The organism is Cephaloticoccus capnophilus, assembly GCF_001580045.1.
GTDB classification, from domain to species: domain Bacteria; phylum Verrucomicrobiota; class Verrucomicrobiia; order Opitutales; family Opitutaceae; genus Cephaloticoccus; species Cephaloticoccus capnophilus.
Genome location: NZ_LSZP01000059.1, coordinates 65,128 through 88,305 on the forward strand (window position 1 = coordinate 65,128; position 23,178 = coordinate 88,305).

Sequence of the window (23,178 nt, forward strand, 5' to 3'; positions counted from 1 at the left end):
CGGGGGAGCGCGCGTAGGCCTGTGTCTGGCACGGCGGCCGCACTCAACGCAGCCCGAGTTCTTCCAGCAGTCCGCTGGGCTCGCGACTGCTGGCGGAGAGCACGAGGTCGGCGTTGAGCGCGACGCCGAGTGCTTCGATTCGTTGTTGGGTGGGCGGGTGGCTTTCGCGCGGGTGCGGTTGGCTTTCCTCCAAGTGCTTGAGTGGGTCGAGTTCCGGTGCTTGGGCGACTGCCTCGAGTACGCTTGCGAGGAGCCCGCCTGGATGCGAGCTGCGCCCGCCGTTGTAAGCAAACGTGTGTAACACTGGTTCAATTACATGGGCGAGCGTTGTCGTGCGCATGAGTGCGATCGCGGCGGCAGCGGGGGAGGGCGCGGCGGCGGCCCCTACAGCGTCGGCCAAGAACTCGCGGTCGCGGCTCCAGTGCTGCACCGCGAGGTCGAAGTTGCTCAAGAAATACGCAACGAGCGCACGTGCTGGAGCAGTTAGCCAAGGGGGGCCTTTCCTGCTGTCGTTTTCATTTTCGTCTAGATCCATTGCCTCGTAGTGCTGATGGGCGCGTGCGTAGATGCGGGCGAACTTGAGCGTGTATTCGGTATCCGCACCGGTGAAGTGCGCGAGCTCGTGCCCGATGACGACGGCGAGCTCGTCGCGACTCATAAAGGCCATGTAGGGCACGGAGAGGAAGAGGCTGCGGCCGGTCACGGGCTGGGTCGCGCCGCTCAAGTATAGCGCCGACTCGGTCGCGTAGAAACTCGCATCAAGCCCGATAATGATGTTATCGGGCATGACGACTCGCGCCCGAGTGCTGACTTGCTCGACGAGTTCCCAGACTTTTGGCGCTTGTTCGCGTGTGATTGCGCGACCCGTTACCCGGCCTGCACCGTCCGGCAAAGGCCGCCTGAGCATCGGGTAGACGTGGCGAAACAACGACCACAGCCCCATCGGCACCAATATGATCACAACGCCAACGCAGTAGAAGAAGCCGCGTCCACCTATAAACGGGGCTATCGTAATGACTGCCGAGCCCCCACCAAGGAGGAGCAGTACGGCGGATATCATCGTGTTGCGCGGCAAGATCCGCTCCACCTGCTCGAAGCCGCTTAACAGTGCCTCGCGCGACTTCATGGCCTCTTTCCCCATACGCTGAATCATGCGCAGGGTCGTGTAGCTGAGTGCGGCTGCGGGAGCGCAACAGGCTAAGGCCGCCCAAGCGAAGTAATAGATGAATGCCAAGTAGCCTTCGCCCCAAATAAGGCAGAGCACCAGCAGCGGAGGCAGCGCAATGACGATCGGGGTAGCGAGCGCGATCCAATATTGCTTGCGGGAGAAAGCGTCTTCTTTCGTCGGGGGCATACGGAAAACTGCGGAGGCTGCACCGCTTACCCCTGCGGACAACAAGAAAGCAGTACACTCCACCGCGTAAACTGCGCGTGAGGTCCTTTCCCCCTGCGCGTGGGGCGGCGGTCAGTGACCGCTTCCATTTAATTTGGGATTTCGCATCGCGCTATCGCGCGAAAGCGAAATCCCAAATTTGAAAGCACTCTCCCTGTCGCGTTGCGACAGGGAGAGGCGTGGAAAGTAGAGTGATAACCCGTTTGGGCGATGTGGGAAAAATCACCAGTAACCCTTCGCCTCCAAACTTGGGTTCCTTTTTACAAAGCCGCTTGGCTGCCGCGTCTGACGGGCCGCCAACGAGCGGCCCGCCAAATAAAACAGCCTACGGCTGCGCTCCACGCGTAGTGGAAGCTCAGAGAGAGCGGTCAGTGTCCGCCGCGCTTTAGGGCTTCTAGCACGATTCCTGGGGTGAGCAGCGAGGGCAGTTCGCGCGGGCTTGGCTCCCCGGGCAGGTAGACGAGGTTAAAGGGAATCGCGCTCTTCTGGTATTTCGCCAGTGCGGCGGTGATTTTTGGGTCCTTGCTCGTCCAATCGGCTTTTAGCGCGGCAACATTTTTGTCGGCGAAGGTTTTGAGGACTTCGCCCGAACTGAAGACCAGTTTCTTGTTGGTTTGGCAGGTCGCGCACCACCGCGCCGTAAAGTCGAGATAGATGGGGCGGCCCTCGCGTTGGTATTTAGCAACGAGTTCCTCGCTCCACGGCTCCCACACGACCTCGGTCGGGGCGGGAGCTTGCGGCCAGCCGAGCCAAAGCCCGCAGGCGAGTAACGCTGCCCCTCCGAGGAGTCCGGCGCGCGCCCGGCCTGCCGATGCGCCCGGAGCCTGGAGCCGCCCGTAGCACCAGAGCCCGAGCGCGATTACGACCAGTCCGAAGAATATGAGCAGTAGCGCGTTCTCGCTCGCTTGTCCGGCAAGCACCCAGAGCAGGTAGCCCACAGTCGCATAGAGCGGGAAGGCCATGAATTGCTTAAAGGTCTCCATCCATGCGCCCGGTCGCGGCAACACGCCGACCGCTTTCGGAAAAATCGAGAGGAGGAGGTAAGGCGTTGAAAGCCCGATCGCGATTGCCGTGAAAATCAAAAACGACTCGCTGACCGGCATTGCCAGTGCGGCCCCTAGGGCAGGCGCGAGAAAGGGTGCTGAGCAGGGTGTCGCGACGACTGTCGCGAGCACGCCGGTGAAAAACGATCCGCTAAGTCCGCTCTTCGTTTGCAGCCCCGCACCGAGTCCAGTGGCCCCAAGCCCAAACTCGAAGGCACCGCTCAAATTCATCGCGAAGACGAGCAAGAGCACAGCCAGCCCGAAAACAAACTGCGGCGACTGAAGTTGAAAGCCCCAGCCAAGCTGCTCACCGCCCGCTCGCAACACCGCGAGCACGCCGGCCAGAGTCCAAAACGACAGCAACACGCCGAGCGTGAAAACCAATCCATGCGCGACGACCTTTCGCTTTTCGCTGCCTGCTTGGTTTACGAAGCCCAAAATCTTAATCCCTAAAACGGGGAACACGCAGGGCATGAGGTTGAGAATCAGCCCGCCGAGGAAGGCGAGGGCAGCAGTCGCAAAGAGCCCAGCACTGCTAACCGAAGACGACATGCCGACCAACGAGCCCGATGCCGCAGCGGCTTTCTCTAGTGGCACATCTATCCGCAGCCCGGGCAGCGAAGAGTCCGCCAGCCAACTATCCTCCGCGAGCAAAACGCCCGTGAGTCGCTCGACCGACTCCTCACGCATTTCGGGCGAGACCGTCAGGGCGAGGATGTAGCCGCCCCGACCGTCAGGCGCGGGCGCGATCTGTTGAGGGAGATCGTAGCCCACCAAGTTATCCTCTGCGAAAAACCACTGCGGGCGCACCGGGCTTACGTCTCCGGCGTTTGCCGTTGGCAAGACCGTCAGTGTAATCGTATCGCCACTACGCACCGCACTCACTTGCCACTCATCGGGCAGCTTGGGCAGCTCGGCGATCGCTTTGCGGATTTGGCTCTCCCAGCCGCTCAGTCGCACATTGTCCGCGCCCGGCTGTGCGACCCGCAGCACAAGCTCCAACGCGGCGCCACCCGGGATGCACACCTCGTCGCACATCAGCCAGTCTGCCGCCGCGTGCAGTGTGACCCGTGAACCGCGCTCCAGATTTTCCGGCGGAGTGATTTTTACCGGCAGGAGCACTTCGCCCTCGTAGCCGTTACCAATGATCTCGCCTTGCCGGTCGCGCAGCACGGTCGGTGCGGGCCACTCAATCTCTCCCGCGGTGAAGCCCTCTGGCAGTTCCCACTCGATACTCGTCGCAAGCCCCGTGCCCGGGTTCACCCAATACGTATGCCAGTGGCCCTGGTGCTCGAGTCGCAACGCCGCGTAAAACGGCTGCCCAGGCTGGATGTGCTCCACCTCGGCGATCAGCGAAGCGCGCACTTGGGCTAGGGCCGTGGTCGTGGAGAAGACGCTGCCAGCGAGCGCGAAGACGAGGAGCGAGAGTAGTCGTAAGAAAGTCACAGCGGGAATGGATAGTTAAAATTGGGCTCTGCGCAATTCTTCGGAGCGCACGGTGACTCGGTAGAGGCTGCGTAAGTTCCGTAGGAAAAATAGTTCTGCGAAAAAAGACGCTGTGCGTCTAAAACGGATTGCTGCTTGGTGGCTTTTCCTCGTGACTGCGCGGTTTTCGCTCACCCGACCCACCCGCTGTCAGCCCGCACTGCCCATGCCTCAGACGATTGCCGTCCTCGATTTCGGTTCCCAATACACGCAGATCATCGCGCGCCGTATCCGCGAATGTGAGGCTTATTCGCGGCTCTATCCTTATGGGACGAGTGCCGAGCAGCTTCGCGCCGACGGTGTTATCGGCATCATCCTTTCCGGTGGGCCGAGCAGCGTGTTTGCAAAAAACGCACCGCTGCCCGATCCGAAAATCTTCGAACTCGGCGTTCCGGTTCTGGGGATTTGCTACGGCGTGCAACTGATGGGGCGGCTCCTTGGCGGTGCCGTCGCCAAGAGCAAGGAGCGCGAATATGGCCACGGCACGCTCTCCATCGCCAAGCCGGGCCGCCTGTTTAATAAACTGCCGCGCAAGCTGCGCGTGTGGAATTCCCACGGCGACAAACTTACCGCGCTGCCACCGGGCTTTGCGGCCATCGGCACTACCGAAAACTCGCCCTACGCGGTCATCGAAGACCGTGCGCGAAATTTTTATGGCATCCAGTTTCACCCCGAGGTGTTTCACTCCGAGCGCGGCAGCGACGTCCTCAGGAACTTCCTCCTAAACGTTTGCGGCGCGACGCAGGACTGGACGACGAAGGACTTTATTAAGCACGCGGTGAGCGACATCCGCCGCACGGTTGGCAAGTCGCGCGTGCTGCTCGGCCTTTCGGGCGGCGTGGATTCGTCGGTGGCCGCCGCGCTGCTCCATCGCGCCATCGGCAAGCAACTGACTTGCGTGTTTGTGGACAACGGGCTGCTCCGCGCGGGTGAGCGTGAGGCGGTCGAAGCACTCTACGGGCGCCATTTTAAAATCGACCTGCGCGTAGTCGATGCGTCCGCACTTTTCCTTCGCCGCTTAAAGGGTGTTTCCGAGCCCGAACAAAAGCGCAAAATCATCGGGCGCACCTTCGTCGAAGTCTTTGAAAAATCGCTCAAGCAAATCGGCAAAGGGGTCGATTACCTCGCCCAGGGCACGCTCTACCCAGACGTGATCGAGTCGGTCGCCATCGACAACAACCCCGCCGCACTCATCAAAAGCCATCACAACGTCGGCGGGCTACCCGAGCGGATGAAGCTCAAGCTCCTAGAGCCGTTGCGCGAGTTGTTTAAGGACGAGGTGCGTGCCGTCGGCGAGGCGCTCGGACTGCCGCGCGAAGTCGTCTGGCGGCATCCGTTTCCCGGGCCCGGGCTCGGCGTGCGCGTCCTCGGTGAAGTGACACGCGACAAGCTCGAAGTCCTCCGCCAGGCCGACACCATCCTCCTCGAAGAGATGCGCAAAAGCGGCTGGTATGCCAAAGTCTGGCAAGCCTTCTGCGTGTTTCTGCCGGTGAAGTCGGTCGGCGTTATTGGCGACGAGCGCAACTACTCGTGGGTTATCGCGGTGCGCGTGGTCGAAAGTATCGACGCGATGACTGCGGACTGGACGCGACTGCCCTACGACTTGCTTCAACACATCTCGAATCGGATCACCAACGAAGTTCGCGATGTCAGCCGCGTCGTCCTCGACATCAGTTCCAAGCCGCCTGCGACCATCGAGTGGGAGTAGCGCGCGAGTCCTCAGCCGGGTGTTAGCCACCCACGCTTCACCTTATTCACTCTTCCTGTAATTTCCCAAAAGCCCGAATCATGAAACCTAAGCTCCACCGCTCCCTGTTTACCGCCCTGCTCGCATTCACTGTGTTCGCCGCCACTGCCGCGCACGCTGCCGAGCTACCCATTATTACCAAAGCCCGCGCCTACCTCGCCAAAGACCCGGCACTCGACGCGGTTAAAAACCTACAAATTTACGGGACGCTCGACCTCGGCAGCGCGGGGGCCGACTTGAAGGAGCCGATCACGGTCGAGATCACCTTTGAAAAGCCCTACCGCCAACGCAGCGTCATTCGCAGCGAGCGCGGCGTCGAGGTCACGGTGCTCGACGGCTACGATGCGTGGCACCACGTCGTCCCGGCTGCCGACAAAAACCAGTGGAGCCTCTCTGTTCTCCAAGCGCCGCAAATCAAAAACCTCCGCGCTAACGCCTTTGAAAACCTCTCGTTTTATCGCGGGCTCGAATCCGCCGGAGGCCGGATCGAAGACCAAGGTAGCGCCACGGTCGATGGCCAACCCTGCCGAAAAGTCGCCTTCATCCATGATCGCGACATCGTTTTTTACCGCTATTTTAACCAAGTGACCGGTCGGCTCGTGATGACCGAGACCGCGCGCGGCGAGACGATTCGCGAAAGCGGCGTCATCGAAACCGCGGGCATTAAGTTTCCGCAAAAGCTGACCACCACGGCCCCGCTCCCCGACGGCAGCCGCCAAATCACGGTGATCAATTTCGACCGTATCGTGGTAAACGGCCCGATCGCAGCCGATGCGTTCGAGACGCCCTCGTTGGTGGATTGAGAGGCGCTGAGCTGGGGGCGCTCCCACGCTAACTCCGCCTATCGCTTCCGATTTTTGGGATAAAGCGAGTAGGGCGCTCCTGTCGTTCCCTAAAATGTCGTTGAGGGCAGTGCTCTGCTCGCTGCGTTCCTTGAGCTAGGGCAGCCCAATGTGGAGCCAACCCGGTCATATCCGGCTGGGCGTGAGAAGACGATTGCGGAGGGCGGAGGCGGGCGCGTAGCTCTTCGGTCGTGCGCCTTTTAACCACTAGCTCCGAAGACTTTGACCGCGAGTTGGCCGCGTTTTGCCGCGAGGCGGCCGTGCCTGCGCAAATCACCGAATCGGTCGCCGCTATCCTCGCCGACGTCCGCGAGCGCGCTGATGTAGCGGTCGCCCACTACGCCGAAAAGTTCGATGGGGCGCGGCTTGCACCGAGCGAGTTTCGCGTTTCGCCCGAAGGGCTCGCCGCCGCTTACGCGCGCTTGCCAGTTGCGGAGCGCAGCGCAATCGAGTCCGCACATGCGGCCATCCTCGCTTACAATCGCGAAGGGCTCGCCCAGCCGTGGCAGCACAAAAACCCACATGGCGCGACGGTCGGCGAGAAGTTTGACCCGATTCGCCGCGTGGGGCTTTACGTGCCGGGCGGGCAAGTGCCGCTGGTCTCCACCGTGCTGATGACCGCCACTCTGGCGAAAATCGCAGGCTGCCCAGAAATCGCCGTCTTCACGCCTTCGGATGCACAGGGGCGCGTCGCCGATGGGCTGCTCGCGGCGCTGCATTTCCTCGGGATAAGCGAGGTCTACCGAATCGGCGGTGTGCAGGCGATTGGCGCGATGGCGTACGGGACGGAGACGATTCGCCGCGTCGATAAACTTTTCGGCCCGGGCAATGCCTATGTCTGCGAAGCCAAGCGGCAGGTGTTTGGGACGGTCGGTGTCGATTCGCTGCCGGGCCCGAGCGAGCTAATGGTCGTCGCCGACAAGACGGCGCGCGCGGATTTTGTGGCGAGCGATTTGCTGGCGCAGGCAGAGCACGGCTCAGGGCGAGAAAAGGTTTACTTGGTCGTCACGAGCGAGTCGCTTGCCAGCGCGATCGAGTCCGAAATCGCCGCCCAGGCCCGGACACTTAGCCGCTCCGAAAAAGCGCAACGCGTCCTCGACGTGGGTTTTTTGATCATCGTCGTAGCGGGTTTGGACGAGGCCGCCGCAATCGCCAACACCGTCGCGCCGGAGCACTTGGAGCTCATCGTCGAGCCCGATGCTGAGGCCGCGCTCTTGAAAAAGATCACCACCGCCGGAGCGATTATGATTGGGAATCATACGCCGACCGCACTGGGGGACTTCACTGCAGGGCCGAGCCATGTGCTGCCGACGGGCGGCAGCGGTCGCTTCTTTAGCGGCTTGCGTGTGGCGGATTTTGTGCGGCGGACGAGCCTCGTCCGCTACGACCGAGAGAGCGTCGCCAAGGCAGAGCCGGTGGTCGCTGCCTTTGCCGCCATGGAGCAGCTCGACGCACATGGTCGCTCCGTCTCAATCCGCGTCGCGCCACAACAGGACTAACTTTTCCGCACCGTGCCTTCGCCCAACACCACTCCTTCGGCTACGGCCTCCACGCCGCCCGATTTCGACTCGCTCGCGCTGCCGCATGTTGCCGCGCTTCACGCCTACACGCCCGGACTCCAACCGACCGAGCCCGGCTGGATAAAGCTCAACACCAACGAGTGCCCGTATCCGCCGAGCCCGGCGGTCGCTAAAGCAGTCGCGGCTGAGCTCGGCGCAGACGGCGCGGCGGGGGAAGTCGGCGCGGCGCTGCGGCTTTATCCCGAGCCGACGAGTGCCGTGCTGCGCGCCGCGATTGCCGCGCATCACAACACAACGTTGAGCGCAGCGGGGATAAATGGCACGAGTGCGCTTCGTGTGGCAAACGTCTGCGTGGGCAATGGCTCGGACGATATTCTCAACCTGCTTGTCCGCTGCTTTTGCGCGGAGGGCGCAGGGCAGGGGAGCGAGAGTGGCCGTGCCGCTGGGTTTACGCTGCCGAGCTACTCGCTGTATCCGGTGCTGGTCGGAATCGCCAACGGGCAAAGCATCGAAATCAAGTTTGACCGCTCAATGCGTTTGCCGCTTGAGCAAATCGCGAGCTCGGGCGCGGCGATTTTTTTCCTCACTTCGCCCAATGCACCAACTGGAGTCGGGTTTAGCGCAGCGCAGATTGAGGCGCTGCTCGCGGCCTACGATGGGCTGCTTGTCGTGGACGAGGCTTACGCGCCATTTGCACGCGAAGATGCGGTGGGGCTTTTGGCGCGTTACCCGCGCCTCATCGTGGTGCGCACCTTTTCAAAAGCCTACGCGTTGGCGGGAATTCGTGTCGGCTACTGTCTCGCGCACGAACGCGTCATCGCGCTGCTCGACCGCGTGCGCGACAGTTACAACGTCAACCGGCTCTCCCAAGCCGCCGCGCTCGCCGCGCTCGGCGACCCGCAGTATTACGCGCACGTGATAGCGCGGGTTTGCGCGACGCGCGATGCGGCCCTCACACGTTTCGCCGAGCAGGGCTGGTTTTGTTACCCCTCACAGGCGAACTTCCTGTTTGTGGAGCCGCGAAATGGGCGCGGCGAGACAGGGGCGGCGGTCGCGCAGGCGGCCTACGATTTCCTCCGTGAGCGGCGGATCCTCGTGCGCCACTTCCCAAGTCCCTTGACCGCGCCTTTTCTGCGAATCACGGTCGGCACCGACGAGCAAATGCTCACACTCTGGCACACCCTCCAAGAATGGCTTCACCACGCATAGCAACGCTCAGCCGCAAGACGGCGGAGACGGATATCCAACTCACGCTCGGGATCGACGGCAGCGGTACTTCGCGAGTCGATACGGGCATCCCATTTTTTAACCACATGCTGGAGCTCTTTGCGCGGCACGGACTCTTCGATTTGGAGGTGAAGGCCGTGGGCGATGTCGAGGTGGACTACCACCACACGGTCGAGGACGTGGGGCTCGTGCTGGGCAACGCATTTCGCGAGGCCGTGGGCGATAAACTCGGCATCCGCCGCTACGGGTTTTTCCTGCTGCCAATGGATGAGACGCTCGCGCGGGTGGCCGTCGATTTGAGCGGGCGCGCCTGCCTCGCGTATGACGTAGCCGCGCCCACGATGTTTGTGCGCGATTTTAACCTAATCTTGGTCAAGGAGTTTGCGCGAGCCTTCAGCAACGCGCTCGGCTGTAACCTGCATGTGACACTGCTCTACGGAGAGGAGCCGCACCATATCGCCGAGGCGATTTTTAAGGGACTCGCCCGCGCACTTGATGCCGCGACGCAGATTGACCCTCGCTCGGCCAACTCACTCCCCAGCACGAAAGGCGCGCTGTAAAAACGATGAGCGAAGGCAAAAAATCGGCACCGGAGTTGGCGGTGATTGATTACGGGATGGGCAACTTGCGCAGCGTCGCCAAAGCCTTGGAAGCGGTAGGCGCGAGGGTGCGCGTCGTGACGCGCCCCGAAGAGCTTCGCGCGGCTCGCGAGGCCACTGTGGGCGTGACCCGCAACGCGGATGACGCTGCGACGGCAGGACTCGTGCTCCCCGGGGTGGGCGCACTGGCCGATTGTATTTCCGCGCTGCGCGCGAGCGGTTTTGACCAAAAAATCCGCGAGTGGATCGCCGCTGATCGGCCTTTCCTCGGGGTCTGCCTCGGGATGCAGGCTCTGTTTGAATCATCGGAAGAAGGGCTCGCAGAGTCTGCCTTTTTGCACGGCGGCGCGATCGCAGGCGAGGCCGCTGCGTCTGCCGTTGGCGCAAACGGAGAAGCACTAATCGAAGAAAATTTGCTGACGCCCGGGCTGGGGGTTTTTCCCGGCACGGTGCGCCGCTTTCGTCTTCCGCCAGACTACAAAGTGCCGCACATGGGCTGGAACACCGTGCGCTTCACTCAGCCGAATTCGCCACTCCTCGAAGGACTCGAAACGGAGGGCGAGGCATTCTACTTTGTGCACAGTTACTATTGTGCGCCGAGCGACCGTAGCCTCGTGCTCGCCGAGTGCGACTATGGAGGCGCATTCACTGCGGCGATTGCGCGAGGGAATTGCTACGCCACGCAGTTTCACCCCGAAAAAAGCCAAGCTCGCGGGCTCCAGATTTACCGGAATTTCCTAAACCTCTGTGCCAAGCCATAGATAGGGTGGAGCCGCGGTCATTTTTTGAACCTTCATTGATTAAACATAATGATGATTGTTCTCCGCTCAGGCATGCCACCAATCAGACCCTAGGAACGCGGATGAGCTTTGGCGTAGATTTCTTGGAGGCGGGCCACGCTGACGTGTGTGTAAACTTGTGTGGTCGCGAGTTCCGCATGGCCGAGCAGTTCTTGGACGAGTCGCAGGTCGGCGCCCGCGTTGAGCAGATGTGTCGCGTAGCTGTGCCGGAGTTTGTGCGGGCTGATCTCCAGCGGAAGTTCTGCGAGCGCGAGGTAGCGCTTGAGGAGTTTTTCGACTTGGGCTACGGAAACGCGCGCGTGTTCCGGCGTTACGAGCACGGGATCGCTCGGGCCAGTAAATCGCGCAAAATCGCGGCGGAATTTTTTAAGCACCGTGAGAGCGACCTTTCCTATTGGGCAAAGCCGCTCTTTGCGGCCTTTTCCCAAGACGCGGGCGATTCCATCGTTCAAATTGAGCATTCCATAATTGAGGCTGACGAGCTCGCTCACACGTAGCCCTGCCCCATAAAGCAGCTCCATCGCCAGCCGGTCGCGCCACGCGAGGAAAGGCTCGATTGCTTCGTTTTCGAGGAGTCGCTGCGGGCCAAGAAGAAGCCGCTTCATTTGATCCTCCGTCAAAAATTTGGGCAGCGTTTTCTCAAGTTTGGGTAGCGGCACTCCGAGAAACGGATCGCGGCGGATGCGCTCGCGGCTCAGCCAGAATTTAATCAGCGAGCGCAGCCCAGAGACGTGATTGTGAAGCGTGCGCGCACTGTAGCGGTGCTGCGCCTCAATCACGAAGTCGCGCATATCGCGCGGGTCGAGGCCTTCGAGTCCGTCCTCCGTCCAAAGTCCGGCGGCGTGCAGCCACCAGTAAAAATCCTCAAACGCTCGGGCGTAGTTGCGAATCGTATACGGTGAGTAATGTCGCTCTTTTCCCAAAAAATCGGCAAACGGCATCCACCAGCGCGCGAGGACTGCCGACGGGATTTCCGCCTCCGCTTCTGCGTGTTCAGTTTCCGTTTTCGGATTTTGCGGCATGGGCGTTGGCGGCAGGGCTGCTGACAGCTTCAGCGTGATCGACCAGTTGGCTTGTCCAGCGGCGCAACGCATCCTCGGGGTTGAGCCCGGCCTGTTGTGCGGCGGCACAGAGTTCAAAGAGCGCACGGCCAAGCTGGGCTTCGTCTAAACCTTCGGCGCGTTGCGCGATCTGGGCGACCTCCACCGGAAGCGCAGATGTTAGGCTCTGCTTTCGGGCTTGTTTCCAAACGCCTTCGGCAAACATCAGCGCGGGCAGTCGCGGTGGCTGGGCTTTAAAAAGCCGAGGCTGGGCGCTGGCATTACTCACCCCTCTCGCGGCCTTTTCTTGTGCCTTAATTGCATCCCATTGGACGAAGAGTTGCGCGGTATTTTCGACTGCTGTGCGCGCGGCGCCTTCACCGAAAACATGGGGATGGCGGCGGATGAGTTTGGCGTTCACTTCGCGAGCGACGTCGTCGAGGTCGAAGTGACCTGCCTCCTCGGCGAGCTGGGCGTGAAAGACGACTTGGATTAGCACATCGCCGAGTTCTTCGCGCATGTGCGGCATGTCGGCTTGGTCGATTGTCTCGATGAGTTCGCTGACTTCGTCGATGAGGCAGCGCACGAGCGACTCGTGCGTTTGCTCTTGATCCCAAGGGCAGCCGCCCGGGCCGCGCAGGCGGGCGATTGTGCGGCGAAGTTCGTCGATGGCTTGGCTCATGAGTCGTGCGGCAAATTATGCCGAAGTTTTGAAAAAAACGGCAAAGCCAAAAGGGCCTGCGCCCCGTTTCATTGGCCCTGCGCGTGTTTGCGCACGGTGTGGGCTTCCCCTGCCTTTGCGAAAGCGTCCCACATCTTATGGGGTTGATCCCAGATGCCTGTAGAGAGAGAAGACATCCACTATCAATATGTCCGACAAGCTTTTGGAAATCATGGCGCACAAGCGGCGCGAAATCGCCCCTGTCTTGCGGGAGGTCCCGCTCGACGAGTTGCGCGAACTGGATGCTTCGCTCCCCCGCCCGCCTTCTTTTGCCGAGGCACTGCGACGGCCCGACGACGACAGGCTCGCCGTGATTGCGGAAATCAAACGCCGCTCGCCCTCGGCGGGCGCAATTGCCGAAAACGCAAGTGCGACTGAGCAAGCGCGCCGTTACCAAGCCGCCGGAGCCAGTGCGCTTTCTGTTTTGACCGATAACAAGTATTTCGGCGGTGAGCTCGGCGACCTGCGCGACGTAGTGGAAATGCTGCGACGCGAACCGCCTAGTGTTCCGTGTTTGCGCAAGGACTTCATGCTGCACCCGACTCAGGTACGTGAGGCGCGCGAGGCCGGGGCGAGTGCGATTTTGATTATCGTCCGTGCACTTGATGACCCGACGATTGCCACGCTCTACGCGGCGGCGCAGGCAGCAGGGCTGGACGCCCTTTTTGAAATCCACGAAGAGCCGGAGTTGGCGCGGGCGCTGGCCCACGGCGCGAAGATCATCGGCGTGAACAACCGCGATTTGGCGGTGTTCAAGACGGATCTCGCTTTCAGCGAGCGGCTCATCCCGCGTTTCCCCAAAAATGTAATCGCGGTGAGCGAGAGCGGAATTGCGACCGCCGCCGATGCGGCGCGGGCGCGGGCCGCCGGTGCGCATGCGATCCTCGTTGGCGAGTCGTTAATGCGCGCACCCGATCCGCAGGCACTGCTCCAATCGCTCGCAAACGCCTAAAGAGAGCCGCACGGCGCGAAGCGCGAAAACACAGAAAACGGGCCATGCCGCTCAGCTACACCGCGACGCGCGACCTACTCGCCCAGCTCGGGCACAACCCGAAACGGTTTCTCGGGCAGAATTTTTTGGTCGATGGGAATATTGTGCGAAAGTCGCTCGAGCTCGCGCAGGTCGCGAGTGGCGACCGCGTGGTGGAGGTTGGCCCGGGCTTGGGGACGCTCACACGCGCGCTGCTCGCTACGGGCGCGGAGGTCTGGGCCGTCGAAAAAGACAGGCGACTCTGCGAACACCTGCGCGAAACCCTCGGTGCCTTGCCGGGACTGCACCTTATGGAAGGCGACGCGGTGGAGCATCCGTTGGCCGGACTGCCGGAAGAGCTGGCTGCGACCGCAAAGATCGTCGCTAACCTGCCCTATGCGATTTCCACCCCGTGGATGGTTGGCGTGCTGAGTGGACTGGCTTTGCCCAAGCGCGCGGTCTTGATGCTCCAGCTCGAAGCGGCGGAGCGTTACGCGGCGCAGCCTGGGACGAAGGCATTTGGGGCGGTTTCGATTTTCCTACAATCGGCCTACGAAATCGCCCCCGGGCATCGGGTCGCTGGAACTTGTTTTTACCCGAGGCCTGACGTGGATTCATACCTGCTGCACCTCGTGCGCCGTGAGCGGCCCTTCGTGTTTTCGACCGAAACGCAGGCCGTAATTCGTGCCTGTTTCCAGCAACGGCGGAAGCAACTCGGCAGTTTGCTGCGCGGCGTGAGCGGCGGCCCTTTGCCGCAAAATGCGGCGGCTAACTGGCTCGACGAGCTGGCTGCAGCGGGCTTTTCGCCTAAAACGAGGCCCGAGGCCGTGCCGATTTCCCTTTGGCAAAAACTAGAGGCACACTGCATACGCCCGCTTGAAACTAGATAAGGCTCTCCCCTACTCTCGCCCCACGATGTCGCGCTTATCCTCTCCCCTTATCGCGCTGTGCCTCGCAGCTACTGCTTTCTTTGCCCCTCAAACTGTGCTCGCCCAACAATCTCGCTCCTCTGCTCCAACTCAGAGAGTGGTCGGGCGCATTGAGGGCGATCACTACGTCGCCCCCGGCGGGCTCTATCGCGTAAAGATTCCCGTGCTCCTGCAGCTTGGTGGCACGATTTCAGACACGGGAAATGTAGTCGTTTTTCGTGACGACTACTCCGTGCACGTCAGCATCGGCGCCTTTGAGCTGGATGCGACGCAGCGTTGGGAACTCTCGACGATGGAGCGCGAGGACTATCTCAACGCATTTTTTACGACACTGGTGATGCCGGACTTCGCGCGAATGTTTCCCGGCTCGCAGATTGAGGCCACACAGTTTGATGCGGGGCGGCTCGGAGGCGTGGTGTTTTGCGTTACGCTACTGCCCGGAGGCAGCATGTTTCCCACGCCCTTTGCCGAGGCGCGCGCGGCACTGCCCGTCGCCAAACGAGGCAACCTCATCTTTGCGCAAAACGGCGTCATCTACGTCTTGAGCACTGAGTTAAGCGAGCGCCTCGGCAAGGCCCACAAGATGACTGCCGAAGAAGAAAACGCGCTCCTCGCGAGCCGACTCGACGCACTGCTCGCAACGATGCAATTCGCCGAGCCGAGGCGCTGAGAAGCGCAGGATAAGCTCCCCTTCCGACTACAAGATTTAGCTGCGAAAAATCCTGCCCCGTCTCTTCGGGCTGCGCCGTAAGCCGCAGCGCGGCCGCGTTTGAAACGGGAGTAGGCCCTAGCTGAACTTGGGTAAAAACCGTTTTTCGGCCTTAAAGAGTTTGAGGGTCATTTCTTTAATTTCGGCGGGGGAGCAGACGGCGGCAGTTAGCGGATCAAGCATCAACGCGTAGATCGCCTTTTCGATCGAGTGCTCTACGCAGGCCTGTGCGCCCAGATCGATCATCGACATATTTGAGGCGCAGAGCGCGGCCATGTGTGCAGGGAGCGCACCGTAGCGAGTCGGGTGAATCCCGCCGCGATCCACCATGCAGGCGACTTCTACACAGCCGTCGCTAGGAAGGTTGGTGATGAGTTGTCCGCCCGCCCCGCCGCTACCCGATCCAGCCCTAGGATTCGCCGCGTTATTCATCACGTTACCGTGTATCCGAATCGGCGTGTCCTTCTCCCGCGCCTCAATAATCCAACTCGCGTATTCCCAACTGCGCTCCCACTCCATCGGCTCTTCCCCTGCTAGCCACCGGTCACGCTGCGCGTCGGCTAGTGTGCGCCACGTTGGCCAGTTGCTCGCGTAGAAACGGCTACCGCCATCGTAGCCTTCGCGAGCATACTTTTGCACAAGGTCAGGCCGTTTCCGGTAGTAGGGTAAATACTCGGAGAGGTGGCCGCTGCCTTCGGTAATAAAAGCGCCGAAGTGCAGCATCATGTCTTTGCGCACGATGTCGCGATGCCACTCGGCCGCTTCCCAAGCGCTCGGACTCGTGCGCTGCGGGTTCTTCGGTCGCCCATCTTTAAACGCACGTTTGAGCTCTGCCTCGGCCTTCCGTTTGAGCAAGGGGTAAAGATCGCGCCCGCCGTGCTCAAACTTAGTGAACCAAGCGAGGTGATTGATCCCCGCGCATTCCCACTCGATCTCGCTAAGCGGCACGCCTGCCCGCTCCGCCAAAAGCTGGCTTGTCCCTTGCACCGAGTGGCAGAGCCCCACCACCTGCATCGGCGAAGTTCGCCCCGCCGCAAGGCACATCATCCCCATCGGATTCGTGTAATTGAGGACTATCGCCTGCGGGCATAGCTCCTCCGCATCGCGCAGCACATCGAGAAACACGGGAACCGTCCGCAATGCCTTAAACAGTCCGCCCGGCCCAAGCGTGTCGCCGATACATTGGTCGATTCCGTATTTGGCCGGAATATCATTTTCGTAGTCCACGCAGTCCGTGCCGCTGACCTCGATACAGTTGATGAGGTAGTCAGAGTCGGCCATCACTTCGCGCCGTTGCGCGGAGCCCACAATCGCCCAGACCCCTGCTCCACCGAGCTGCTCCACCAATCGCTTAATCAGTTTCACCATCGTGGAGAGCCGCTTGGCGTCGATGTCGACGAGTGCAATCGTCCCGCCTCGATTGCCCGGGATGCGCAAAATATCGTTTATGAGGCGAGGCGTGAAGCCGCTGCCCGCGCCGAGGAGCGTGATCTTGATCGGACGCAGACACTCGCCAGCTAATCCGTGCGTTTCGGCGTCCTGCGTGTGCGAGGTGTGCCCGATCGATTTCGGCGCGCGCGATCGATTCGCAGGCTTACGGGGCAAGGTCGGTTTTTTAGCGGCACTCATGGGCTCGGAGGTTCGGGGATTCGCGTTGAGCGGGTGAAGCTGAAGCGCAGCGGATGATGCTGCGCGTAAGCGAGAGTTGGGCGCTTGGTCTGGGCTCAGGAGGCCAGAGCGCGCTGCCGCGCGAAGACCTCGCGAAGGCTTGTGCTCAACTTGTCCTGCACTGCCTGGATCTCGCAATAGATCGCGTGGCGCGTTTTGTCCGGACGGCAGGCACGGGCTTCATCTACGGCGACGAGCGAGTCGGTAAGCGCGGTGATTTTTGCTTTAGGGTTACTTTGCCGCTCAAGCGCCCACGCCGCTTGAATCGCGCCGCCGAGTGCCGCGCCTTCGTCTTCCAGCATTGGGACGACGCGCGCGCCGAAGACATCGGCCATGATTTGGCGCCACGCGGCCGAGCGTGCGCCGCCGCCAGTCACGCGAATCTCCTTTGCGCTCACGCCGAGCTTGGCGAGGCGGCGGAGTCCGTAATTCATCCCGAGCGTCACGCCCTCCATCGTCGCGCGGGCCAGGTGCGCTTGACTGATAGTTTGGGCTGTGAGCCCGAGGAAAACGCCCGAGCCATCCGGCACGTTGGGCGTGCGTTCGCCTGCGAGATAGGGCAAGAGCAGGAGGCCGTCCGCGCCAGCAGGCACACTTGCAACCGCCGCATCGAAGGCGTCGTGGTCTTTACCGAAGAGGTTACGCACAGCTTCGGTAGCGGTGGTGACATTCATCGTGCAAAGCAGCGGCAGCCAACCGTCGGTCGAGTCGCAGAAGGCGGCGATTTCGCCTTCGGGATCGACGATCGCACTCTGCGAATAGGCGTAGATAGTGCCGCTGGTGCCAAAGCTCGCGCTGATGACGCCGGGGCGGACGTTACCCGTGCCGATCGCGCCCATCATGTTATCGCCGCCGCCCGCCGAAACGATGCAGTCGCTCGAGAGCCCGTACTTGGCGGCGATTTCAGGAAGCAGCGTTCCTACAATTTCGTCCGAGCGAGAAAGCGGCGGGAGCACCTCGGCGAGGCGCGGGTCGATAGCGTCAACTGCGGCGCGCGACCATTGGCGGCGGCGCACATCCATGAGCGCAGTGCCCGAGGCGTCGCCGTATTCCATAAACGCGCGGCCCGTGAGGTAAAAGTTAAGGAAATCGTGCGGCAGGAGGACTTTCCCCCGTGCGCCTTTGCCTTTGCCAAAGAGGCGGCGGAAGTTGGCGGGCTCGTTGCGCTTTAGCCAGAGGAGTTTGGGGGCGGTGTAGCCGGGCAGAAAAGGGATGCCGGTTTTGCGCAGGACGGCTTTTGCGCCGCCCAGCTTGGCCGTCAGCAATTCGCACTCCTTAGTGGTCGAGGTATCGCACCAGAGTTTTGCGGGGCGGATGGGTTGGCCTGCAGCGTCGAGAACGACGAGTCCATGCTGCTGGCCGGAAATGCCGATGCCGCGCACTTGTTTGGCGCGGCGTGCGCCGATTTTTGCGACCACGGCGGCAATCACGGTATCGAGCGCCGCACACCAGTCTTGCGGGTGCTGCTCCATGTGGCCAGCGGGCAGACCTTCGATGAGGTGATGCGGGGCTTGAGCGCGCGCGAGTGTTTTGCGTTGCGCGAGGTCGAGGACGATTGCCTTGGTGCTTTGCGTGCCGGAATCGATGCCGATAAACAAACTCATGGGGATTAGGAACTGAGGTTGAGGGGAGACGGGAAGAGGCCGGCATTGGCGCACAAATGCCCAGAACTGTGAAGCCACGCTTTTATAAAAAAGACTGCCTGTATTTTGCGCACTGATAGCTGCGGAGGCGGGAGGGCTGTATGCGAATTGACCTTTGACCGCGCGCGCCTCGCGACCACGCTCTGCGGTTTTTTACCAGCCTCAAAACACAGCATCAGCCACGATCCATGTCTAAGCCCACGATCATCTACACAAAAACCGACGAAGCCCCCGCCCTCGCCACCTACTCGCTGCTGCCCATCGTGCAGGCCTTCGCGAAGCATGCGGACATCGCAGTCGAGACGCGCGACATCTCGGTAGGCGCGCGCATCCTCGCGCAGTTTCCCGAAAAGCTCAGTGACGCGCAGCGCGTGGGCGATGCACTCGCCGAACTCGGTGCACTCACGCTCAAGCCCGAGGCCAACATCATTAAGCTGCCCAACATTTCCGCCTCGCTGCCCCAACTCAAAGAAGCGATCGCCGAACTCCAAGCGCACGGCTATGCAGTGCCCGACTACCCGGAAAATCCGACCAACGACGCCGAGCGCGACGCCAAGGCCCGATACGACCGCGTAAAAGGCTCTGCGGTGAATCCGGTGTTGCGCGAGGGCAACTCTGACCGCCGTGCGCCCAAAGCGGTAAAAGACTACGCCCGCGCTCACCCGCACTCGATGGGGGCTTGGTCGCAGGACTCGAAGACGGCAGTCGCGTCGATGTCGGGTGACGATTTTTACGCCAACGAGAAGTCCACCACGCTGGCCGCTGCGACGACTGCGCGTATCGAGTTTGCGCCCGCCGCTGGCGGCGCGCCAAAAGTGCTCCTCGAAAAACTCCCGCTGCTCGCCGGCGAAATCATCGACGCCACCCGGCTCAGCAAACGTGCGCTTGTGGCGTTTTACGAAGCGCAAATAACCCGCGCAAAGGCCGAGGGCGTGCTCTTCTCGCTACACCTTAAGGCGACCATGATGAAGGTCTCCGACCCGATTCTCTTTGGCCACGCGGTGCGCGTTTTCTTTAAAGACCTGCTCGTAAAACACGCCGCCGCCTTGGCCAGCCTTGGCGTCGATTTGAACAACGGACTCGGCGACCTTTTAGAAAAAACTAAAACCTTACCCGCTGCCGAACGCAGCGCGATTGAGGCCGATATCACTGCCGCGCTCGCCAGTGGCCCCGCTGTCGCGATGGTCAATTCTGACCACGGGATCACCAACCTGCACGTCCCCTCCGATGTCATCGTGGACGCCTCCATGCCGGCCATGATTCGCGCAGGCGGAAAAATGTGGAACGCCGAGGGCAAGCCCCAGGATGCCCTCGCTGTCATCCCCGACCGCTGCTACGCCGGGATTTACCAAGCGGTCATTGATTTCTGCAAAACGCACGGCGCGCTCGACCCGCGCACGATGGGCTCCGTCCCCAATGTCGGACTCATGGCGCAAGCCGCCGAAGAATACGGCTCCCACAACAAAACCTTCGAGGCTCCCGCCGACGGCACGATTCGGATCGTCGATGCAAACAGCGCTGCCGTCCTCCTCGAGCACCGCGTCGAAGCCGGCGACGTATGGCGCGCGTGTCAGACCAAGGATGCGCCCGTGCGCGACTGGGTAAAGCTCGCCGTCACTCGCGCCCGCCTCTCCAACACGCCCGCCGTGTTCTGGCTCGATAAAGCTCGCGCCCACGATGCGCAGATTATCGCCAAGGTGGAGGCGTATCTAAAAGACCACGACACGAGCGCGCTGGACCTGCGCATTCTACCGCCCGCCGAAGCGTGCCGCTTCAGCCTCGAACGCATCGTGAAAGGCGAAGACACGATTTCCGTCACCGGAAACGTGCTCCGCGACTACCTGACCGACCTCTTCCCCATCCTCGAAGTCGGCACATCCGCCAAAATGCTCTCCATCGTCCCGTTAATGAACGGCGGCGGGCTCTTTGAGACCGGTGCGGGCGGCTCCGCTCCGAAACACGTCGAGCAATTCCTCGCGGAAAACTACCTGCGTTGGGATAGCCTTGGGGAGTTTTTCGCGCTGGCGGCCTCGCTCGAACACCTCGCGCTCACCTTCAAGCACCCGCGCGCAAAAGTCTTCGCCGATGCACTCGACACAGCCAACGGCCGCTTCTTGGAAAACGACAAATCGCCCGGCCGCAAACTCGGCACCATCGATAATCGCGGATCGCATTTTTATCTCTCGCTTTACTGGGCACAGGCGCTCGCCGAGCAAAGTGCAGATGCTGAGCTCGCGGCAACCTTCAGGCCCATTGCCGAGAAACTTGCTGCCTCAGAGTCGCAGATTTGCGCCGAGCTTCTCGGTGTCCAAGGCTCGCCCACCGACATCGGCGGCTACTACCAACCGGACGACGCGCGCGCTACCGCCGCGATGCGCCCGAGCGCGACCTTTAACGCTATCCTCGCCTCACTATGAGCTTCCTCCGCGCCATAGTTCTCGCGGAGGCGAGTTCCTTCGCCCTGCTCCTCGGCGTCGCCATGCCGCTCAAATACGCGGCGGGCTTACCGCAAGCCGTGCGCATCGTGGGGATGCTCCACGGCGTTCTTTTCCTGATTCTGTGCTGGGCTCTACTCCAAGCGTGGATGAGCGAAAAGCTGACGGCCAAGCGCGCCCTCGCCGTCTTCGGCATCACCTTCATCCCACTCGCGCCCTTCTTCTTCGACAAACGGCTAAAAGAGTGGGAAGGCGGCGGGCGCAACGCGTAGTTGTCTTAAAACTTCAAACGCGCTGTCGCGAAATTTTCGTGGACTTTACCGACAAGTTACGCGCTTGTCTTCGCTTCCCTCTTTCGAGAGGGGAGCCCTTTGCTCGGGTGGTGGAATGGCAGACACGAGGGTCTTAGAAGCCCTTGCCGTAAGGCGTGAAGGTTCGAGTCCTTTCCCGAGCACCATCGCAAGATGGGTTTTATATGTAGCCCCTTTTTGTTGGGCGCGCGTTTGCCGGCAGGCGCTACCAGACTTCGCAGCCGGCTTGGCTCATATGGTCGCGGTAAAAGTCGAGGCATAGCGCGTGAATCGCCTTGGGGTCACCTAGCGCGAGGGCGCGGTCGGCGAGTTCACGCGCTTGTTGCATGGTAAGGTTACGCACGACGTAGCGCACCGCGGGGATGAGCGGCGGGGTCATGCTGAGGGAGTCGATCCCCAGCCCAATCAAGAGCGGTGCGAGGACAGGATCGCCGCCAACTTCGCCGCACAAGCTCACAGGGAGTTTCGCGGCGTGCGCCTCATCGATTACGCGCCGCAGCGTGCGCAGCACTGCCGGATGCGTCGGCTCGTAGAGGTGGGCGATGCGGTCGTTTACTCGGTCGATCGCGAGCAGGTATTGGATGAGGTCGTTTGTCCCGATGCTAAAAAATGCACAGCTCTGCGCGAGAACATCGACGGTCATCGCAGCGCTAGGGATTTCGATCATCGCGCCGACCGGAAGGGCCTCGTCGAAGGGGACGCCCGCTGTGCGTAGCTCGGCCTTACACTGCTCTAAGAGAGCGTTAGCGCGGGCGAGTTCTTCGGCCCCGCTAATCATCGGGTACATGAGGCGGACATTGCCGTGCGCACTGGCCCGCAAAATCGCGCGCAACTGGTCTTTAAACATCTCGGTATATTCAAGGCACAGCCGTATCGCGCGAAACCCGAGGAAGGGGTTTTCTTCCTTTTCCTTGTGTGAGGCGAAGAACTGGAGTCCCCCGCCCCCGCCGCCGATCAGCTTATCGCCGCCGAGGTCGAGCGTGCGAATCGTCACCGGCTGCGGTGCGAGGGCTTCGGCGACGCGGGTGTAGGCGAGCGTTTGCTCCTCCTCTGTCGGGATACGCCCAGTGTCCAGGAATAGGTATTCGCTGCGGTATAGGCCTACGCCCGCCGCATTATAGTCGCTAACGAGCGTGGCCTCGTCGGCCCGCTCGATGTTCGCAAGCAAAGAGACAGACACGCCATCGGCGGTGAGCGCGGGCTCGCGGTTGGCCGTGAGGAGCTGCGCTTCGAGCGTTTTCTTGTGCGCTTTGATTTTTTGGTAACGGGCGCGGGTCTCCTCGCTGGGGTTTAGGATAACGAGGCCCGCGTAACCATCGACCACAGCCCAATCGCCATTACGCACGCGCCGAGTGAGGTCGTGCATGCCGACGATTGCGGGCACCTTCATTGAGCGGGCGACGATGACGGCGTGGCTCGTTTTACTGCCCGAGTCGGTGACCACTGCGAGCGCGGTGCTGCGGTCGAGTGCAGCGGCATCGGAGGGCGAGATGTCACTGGCGACGAGGATCCGCTCACCTGCCAGCTTGCTGAGGCTGGTGTCGGCTTGGCCGAGTAAGTTTTGGAGGACGCGTTGAGCGACATCGCGCAAGTCGCTCGCGCGTTCGCGTAGGTACTCGTCGTCGATTTCGCCAAAGGCCTTAATGTAACGCGTGGAGACGCGGTTGAAGCAGGCGGCGATGTTGAGCCCCGTGGTCTCGAACTCACGGATTGTCTCGCCGATGAGTGCTTGGTCTTCGAGCACCATGAGGTGCGCATCGAAAATCCGCGCCTCCTCTTGGCCGATGTTGCGCTCCACTTGCGCCTGAATCTTCGAGATTTGCTGGCGGGCCTGCACTAAGGCCCGCTCGAAACGCGCTTCTTCGTCGCAGCGTTTGGCCGCATCCACTACGTAGATCGGCACCTCTACGAGATTTCGCGCGAAGAGGAAAATCTGCCCACAAGCGATGCCCTCGGATGCAGGGATACCGTGGAGCGTGGTTTCGGTCTTTTCTGAGTTATCCGCCATAGAGTTTTGCGGCTGAGCTAGGGGCGGCCCAGCGGCACAGACTCACAATAACGGGTGCCGACCATGACGCGGTCAACGTATTTACGGA

The 23,178-nt window shown here is 61.4% G+C and carries 18 protein-coding genes and 1 tRNA gene; 12 read left to right on the plus strand and 7 right to left on the minus strand.

The genetic code is table 11. The annotated features are described in order from the left end of the window. Positions 1-43 precede the first annotated feature (43 nt). Together AXK12_RS07530 and AXK12_RS07535 are read right to left on the minus strand one after the other, a co-directional pair. Positions 44-1,354: a M48 family metallopeptidase gene (locus AXK12_RS07530; RefSeq protein WP_068713053.1), complete on the minus strand. Its 1,311-nt coding sequence runs from the start codon at positions 1,352-1,354 to the stop codon at positions 44-46. Between the two features lie 407 nt (positions 1,355-1,761). Then, on the minus strand, positions 1,762-3,882 hold the full coding sequence (locus AXK12_RS07535) for a protein-disulfide reductase DsbD family protein (RefSeq protein ID WP_231863594.1): 2,121 nt from the start codon (positions 3,880-3,882) through the stop codon (positions 1,762-1,764). 205 nt (positions 3,883-4,087) lie between these two features. Here AXK12_RS07535 and guaA point away from each other — a divergent pair, with 205 nt between their 5' ends. The 6 genes from guaA to hisH all read left to right on the plus strand — a co-directional run bounded on the left by guaA (position 4,088) and on the right by hisH (position 10,617). Then, positions 4,088-5,629, plus strand: coding sequence for a glutamine-hydrolyzing GMP synthase (gene guaA / locus AXK12_RS07540; RefSeq protein WP_068713107.1), 1,542 nt, complete (start codon positions 4,088-4,090; stop codon positions 5,627-5,629). 80 nt (positions 5,630-5,709) lie between these two features. Then, positions 5,710-6,471 (plus strand): hypothetical protein, encoded by a 762-nt coding sequence (locus AXK12_RS07545; protein ID WP_068713057.1) that lies wholly within the window; start codon positions 5,710-5,712, stop codon positions 6,469-6,471. A 230-nt stretch (positions 6,472-6,701) separates the two neighbouring features. Then, positions 6,702-8,009: a histidinol dehydrogenase gene (gene hisD, locus AXK12_RS07550; protein ID WP_068713059.1), complete on the plus strand. Its 1,308-nt coding sequence runs from the start codon at positions 6,702-6,704 to the stop codon at positions 8,007-8,009. A 12-nt stretch (positions 8,010-8,021) separates the two neighbouring features. Further along, positions 8,022-9,239, plus strand: a complete 1,218-nt coding sequence (locus AXK12_RS07555) for a pyridoxal phosphate-dependent aminotransferase (RefSeq protein WP_231863595.1) — start codon at positions 8,022-8,024, stop codon at positions 9,237-9,239. Continuing rightward, positions 9,221-9,817 (plus strand): imidazoleglycerol-phosphate dehydratase HisB, encoded by a 597-nt coding sequence (hisB, locus tag AXK12_RS07560; protein WP_068713061.1) that lies wholly within the window; start codon positions 9,221-9,223, stop codon positions 9,815-9,817. The genes AXK12_RS07555 and hisB overlap by 19 nt, the downstream gene beginning before the upstream one ends. A 5-nt stretch (positions 9,818-9,822) precedes the next feature. After that, positions 9,823-10,617 (plus strand): imidazole glycerol phosphate synthase subunit HisH, encoded by a 795-nt coding sequence (gene hisH, locus AXK12_RS07565; RefSeq protein WP_068713064.1) that lies wholly within the window; start codon positions 9,823-9,825, stop codon positions 10,615-10,617. 89 nt (positions 10,618-10,706) lie between these two features. On the opposite strand, the gene AXK12_RS07570 is transcribed toward hisH, so the two are convergent. Both AXK12_RS07570 and AXK12_RS07575 read right to left on the minus strand, forming a co-directional pair. Continuing rightward, complete coding sequence (locus tag AXK12_RS07570; RefSeq protein ID WP_068713067.1) at positions 10,707-11,678, minus strand: tyrosine-type recombinase/integrase; 972 nt, start codon at positions 11,676-11,678, stop codon at positions 10,707-10,709. Beyond that, complete coding sequence (locus AXK12_RS07575) at positions 11,650-12,378, minus strand: MazG family protein (RefSeq protein WP_068713070.1); 729 nt, start codon at positions 12,376-12,378, stop codon at positions 11,650-11,652. Before AXK12_RS07575 ends, AXK12_RS07570 begins: the two co-directional genes overlap by 29 nt. 187 nt (positions 12,379-12,565) lie before the next feature. On the opposite strand from AXK12_RS07575, the gene trpC reads away from it, so the two are divergent. The 3 genes from trpC to AXK12_RS07590 all read left to right on the plus strand — a co-directional run bounded on the left by trpC (position 12,566) and on the right by AXK12_RS07590 (position 14,986). Next, positions 12,566-13,369 carry an indole-3-glycerol phosphate synthase TrpC gene (gene trpC, locus AXK12_RS07580; protein ID WP_068713072.1) on the plus strand — a complete coding sequence of 268 codons (804 nt, stop codon included), beginning with the start codon at positions 12,566-12,568 and terminating at the stop codon, positions 13,367-13,369. Between the two features lie 44 nt (positions 13,370-13,413). After that, entirely contained in the window at positions 13,414-14,277 is an 864-nt protein-coding gene (gene rsmA / locus AXK12_RS07585; protein ID WP_068713074.1) for a 16S rRNA (adenine(1518)-N(6)/adenine(1519)-N(6))-dimethyltransferase RsmA, read from the plus strand. Between the two features lie 94 nt (positions 14,278-14,371). After that, positions 14,372-14,986 carry a hypothetical protein gene (locus AXK12_RS07590; protein ID WP_231863596.1) on the plus strand — a complete coding sequence of 205 codons (615 nt, stop codon included), beginning with the start codon at positions 14,372-14,374 and terminating at the stop codon, positions 14,984-14,986. Positions 14,987-15,103: 117 nt separating this feature from the next. On the opposite strand, the gene AXK12_RS07595 is transcribed toward AXK12_RS07590, so the two are convergent. Next, positions 15,104-16,654: an alpha-glucosidase/alpha-galactosidase gene (locus tag AXK12_RS07595; RefSeq protein WP_082782736.1), complete on the minus strand. Its 1,551-nt coding sequence runs from the start codon at positions 16,652-16,654 to the stop codon at positions 15,104-15,106. Positions 16,655-16,749: 95 nt separating this feature from the next. After that, a complete protein-coding gene (gene xylB / locus AXK12_RS07600; protein WP_068713078.1) occupies positions 16,750-18,297 on the minus strand; it encodes a xylulokinase in 1,548 nt (515 codons plus the stop codon). A gap of 227 nt (positions 18,298-18,524) precedes the next feature. On the opposite strand from xylB, the gene AXK12_RS07605 reads away from it, so the two are divergent. The 3 genes from AXK12_RS07605 (at position 18,525) to AXK12_RS07615 (ending at position 21,228) form a co-directional block, all read left to right on the plus strand. Beyond that, on the plus strand, positions 18,525-20,753 hold the full coding sequence (locus AXK12_RS07605; protein WP_068713080.1) for an NADP-dependent isocitrate dehydrogenase: 2,229 nt from the start codon (positions 18,525-18,527) through the stop codon (positions 20,751-20,753). Beyond that, on the plus strand, positions 20,750-21,043 hold the full coding sequence (locus tag AXK12_RS07610) for a DUF3817 domain-containing protein (protein ID WP_068713082.1): 294 nt from the start codon (positions 20,750-20,752) through the stop codon (positions 21,041-21,043). The genes AXK12_RS07605 and AXK12_RS07610 overlap by 4 nt, the downstream gene beginning before the upstream one ends. Positions 21,044-21,144: 101 nt before the next feature. Next, positions 21,145-21,228: transfer RNA gene (locus AXK12_RS07615), tRNA-Leu, on the plus strand. A gap of 59 nt (positions 21,229-21,287) precedes the next feature. Here the strand turns inward: AXK12_RS07615 and ptsP are convergent. Next, the gene (gene ptsP, locus AXK12_RS07620) at positions 21,288-23,090 is read right to left on the minus strand and encodes a phosphoenolpyruvate--protein phosphotransferase (RefSeq protein WP_068713084.1); all 1,803 of its coding nucleotides are present in this window, start codon (positions 23,088-23,090) and stop codon (positions 21,288-21,290) included. Between the last annotated feature and the right edge of the window lie 88 nt (positions 23,091-23,178).

Coding starts and splice junctions, on each gene's coding strand:
- hisB (WP_068713061.1), top strand. CDS start 9,221: ATGGCTTCACCACGCATAGCAACGCTCAGCCGCAAGACGGCGGAGACG.
- AXK12_RS07595 (WP_082782736.1), bottom strand. CDS start 16,654: ATGAGTGCCGCTAAAAAACCGACCTTGCCCCGTAAGCCTGCGAATCGA.
- AXK12_RS07605 (WP_068713080.1), top strand. CDS start 18,525: ATGTCTAAGCCCACGATCATCTACACAAAAACCGACGAAGCCCCCGCC.
- guaA (WP_068713107.1), top strand. CDS start 4,088: ATGCCTCAGACGATTGCCGTCCTCGATTTCGGTTCCCAATACACGCAG.
- AXK12_RS07570 (WP_068713067.1), bottom strand. CDS start 11,678: ATGCCGCAAAATCCGAAAACGGAAACTGAACACGCAGAAGCGGAGGCG.
- xylB (WP_068713078.1), bottom strand. CDS start 18,297: ATGAGTTTGTTTATCGGCATCGATTCCGGCACGCAAAGCACCAAGGCA.
- rsmA (WP_068713074.1), top strand. CDS start 13,414: ATGCCGCTCAGCTACACCGCGACGCGCGACCTACTCGCCCAGCTCGGG.
- AXK12_RS07610 (WP_068713082.1), top strand. CDS start 20,750: ATGAGCTTCCTCCGCGCCATAGTTCTCGCGGAGGCGAGTTCCTTCGCC.
- AXK12_RS07530 (WP_068713053.1), bottom strand. CDS start 1,354: ATGCCCCCGACGAAAGAAGACGCTTTCTCCCGCAAGCAATATTGGATC.
- AXK12_RS07575 (WP_068713070.1), bottom strand. CDS start 12,378: ATGAGCCAAGCCATCGACGAACTTCGCCGCACAATCGCCCGCCTGCGC.
- trpC (WP_068713072.1), top strand. CDS start 12,566: ATGTCCGACAAGCTTTTGGAAATCATGGCGCACAAGCGGCGCGAAATC.
- AXK12_RS07545 (WP_068713057.1), top strand. CDS start 5,710: ATGAAACCTAAGCTCCACCGCTCCCTGTTTACCGCCCTGCTCGCATTC.
- ptsP (WP_068713084.1), bottom strand. CDS start 23,090: ATGGCGGATAACTCAGAAAAGACCGAAACCACGCTCCACGGTATCCCT.
- hisH (WP_068713064.1), top strand. CDS start 9,823: ATGAGCGAAGGCAAAAAATCGGCACCGGAGTTGGCGGTGATTGATTAC.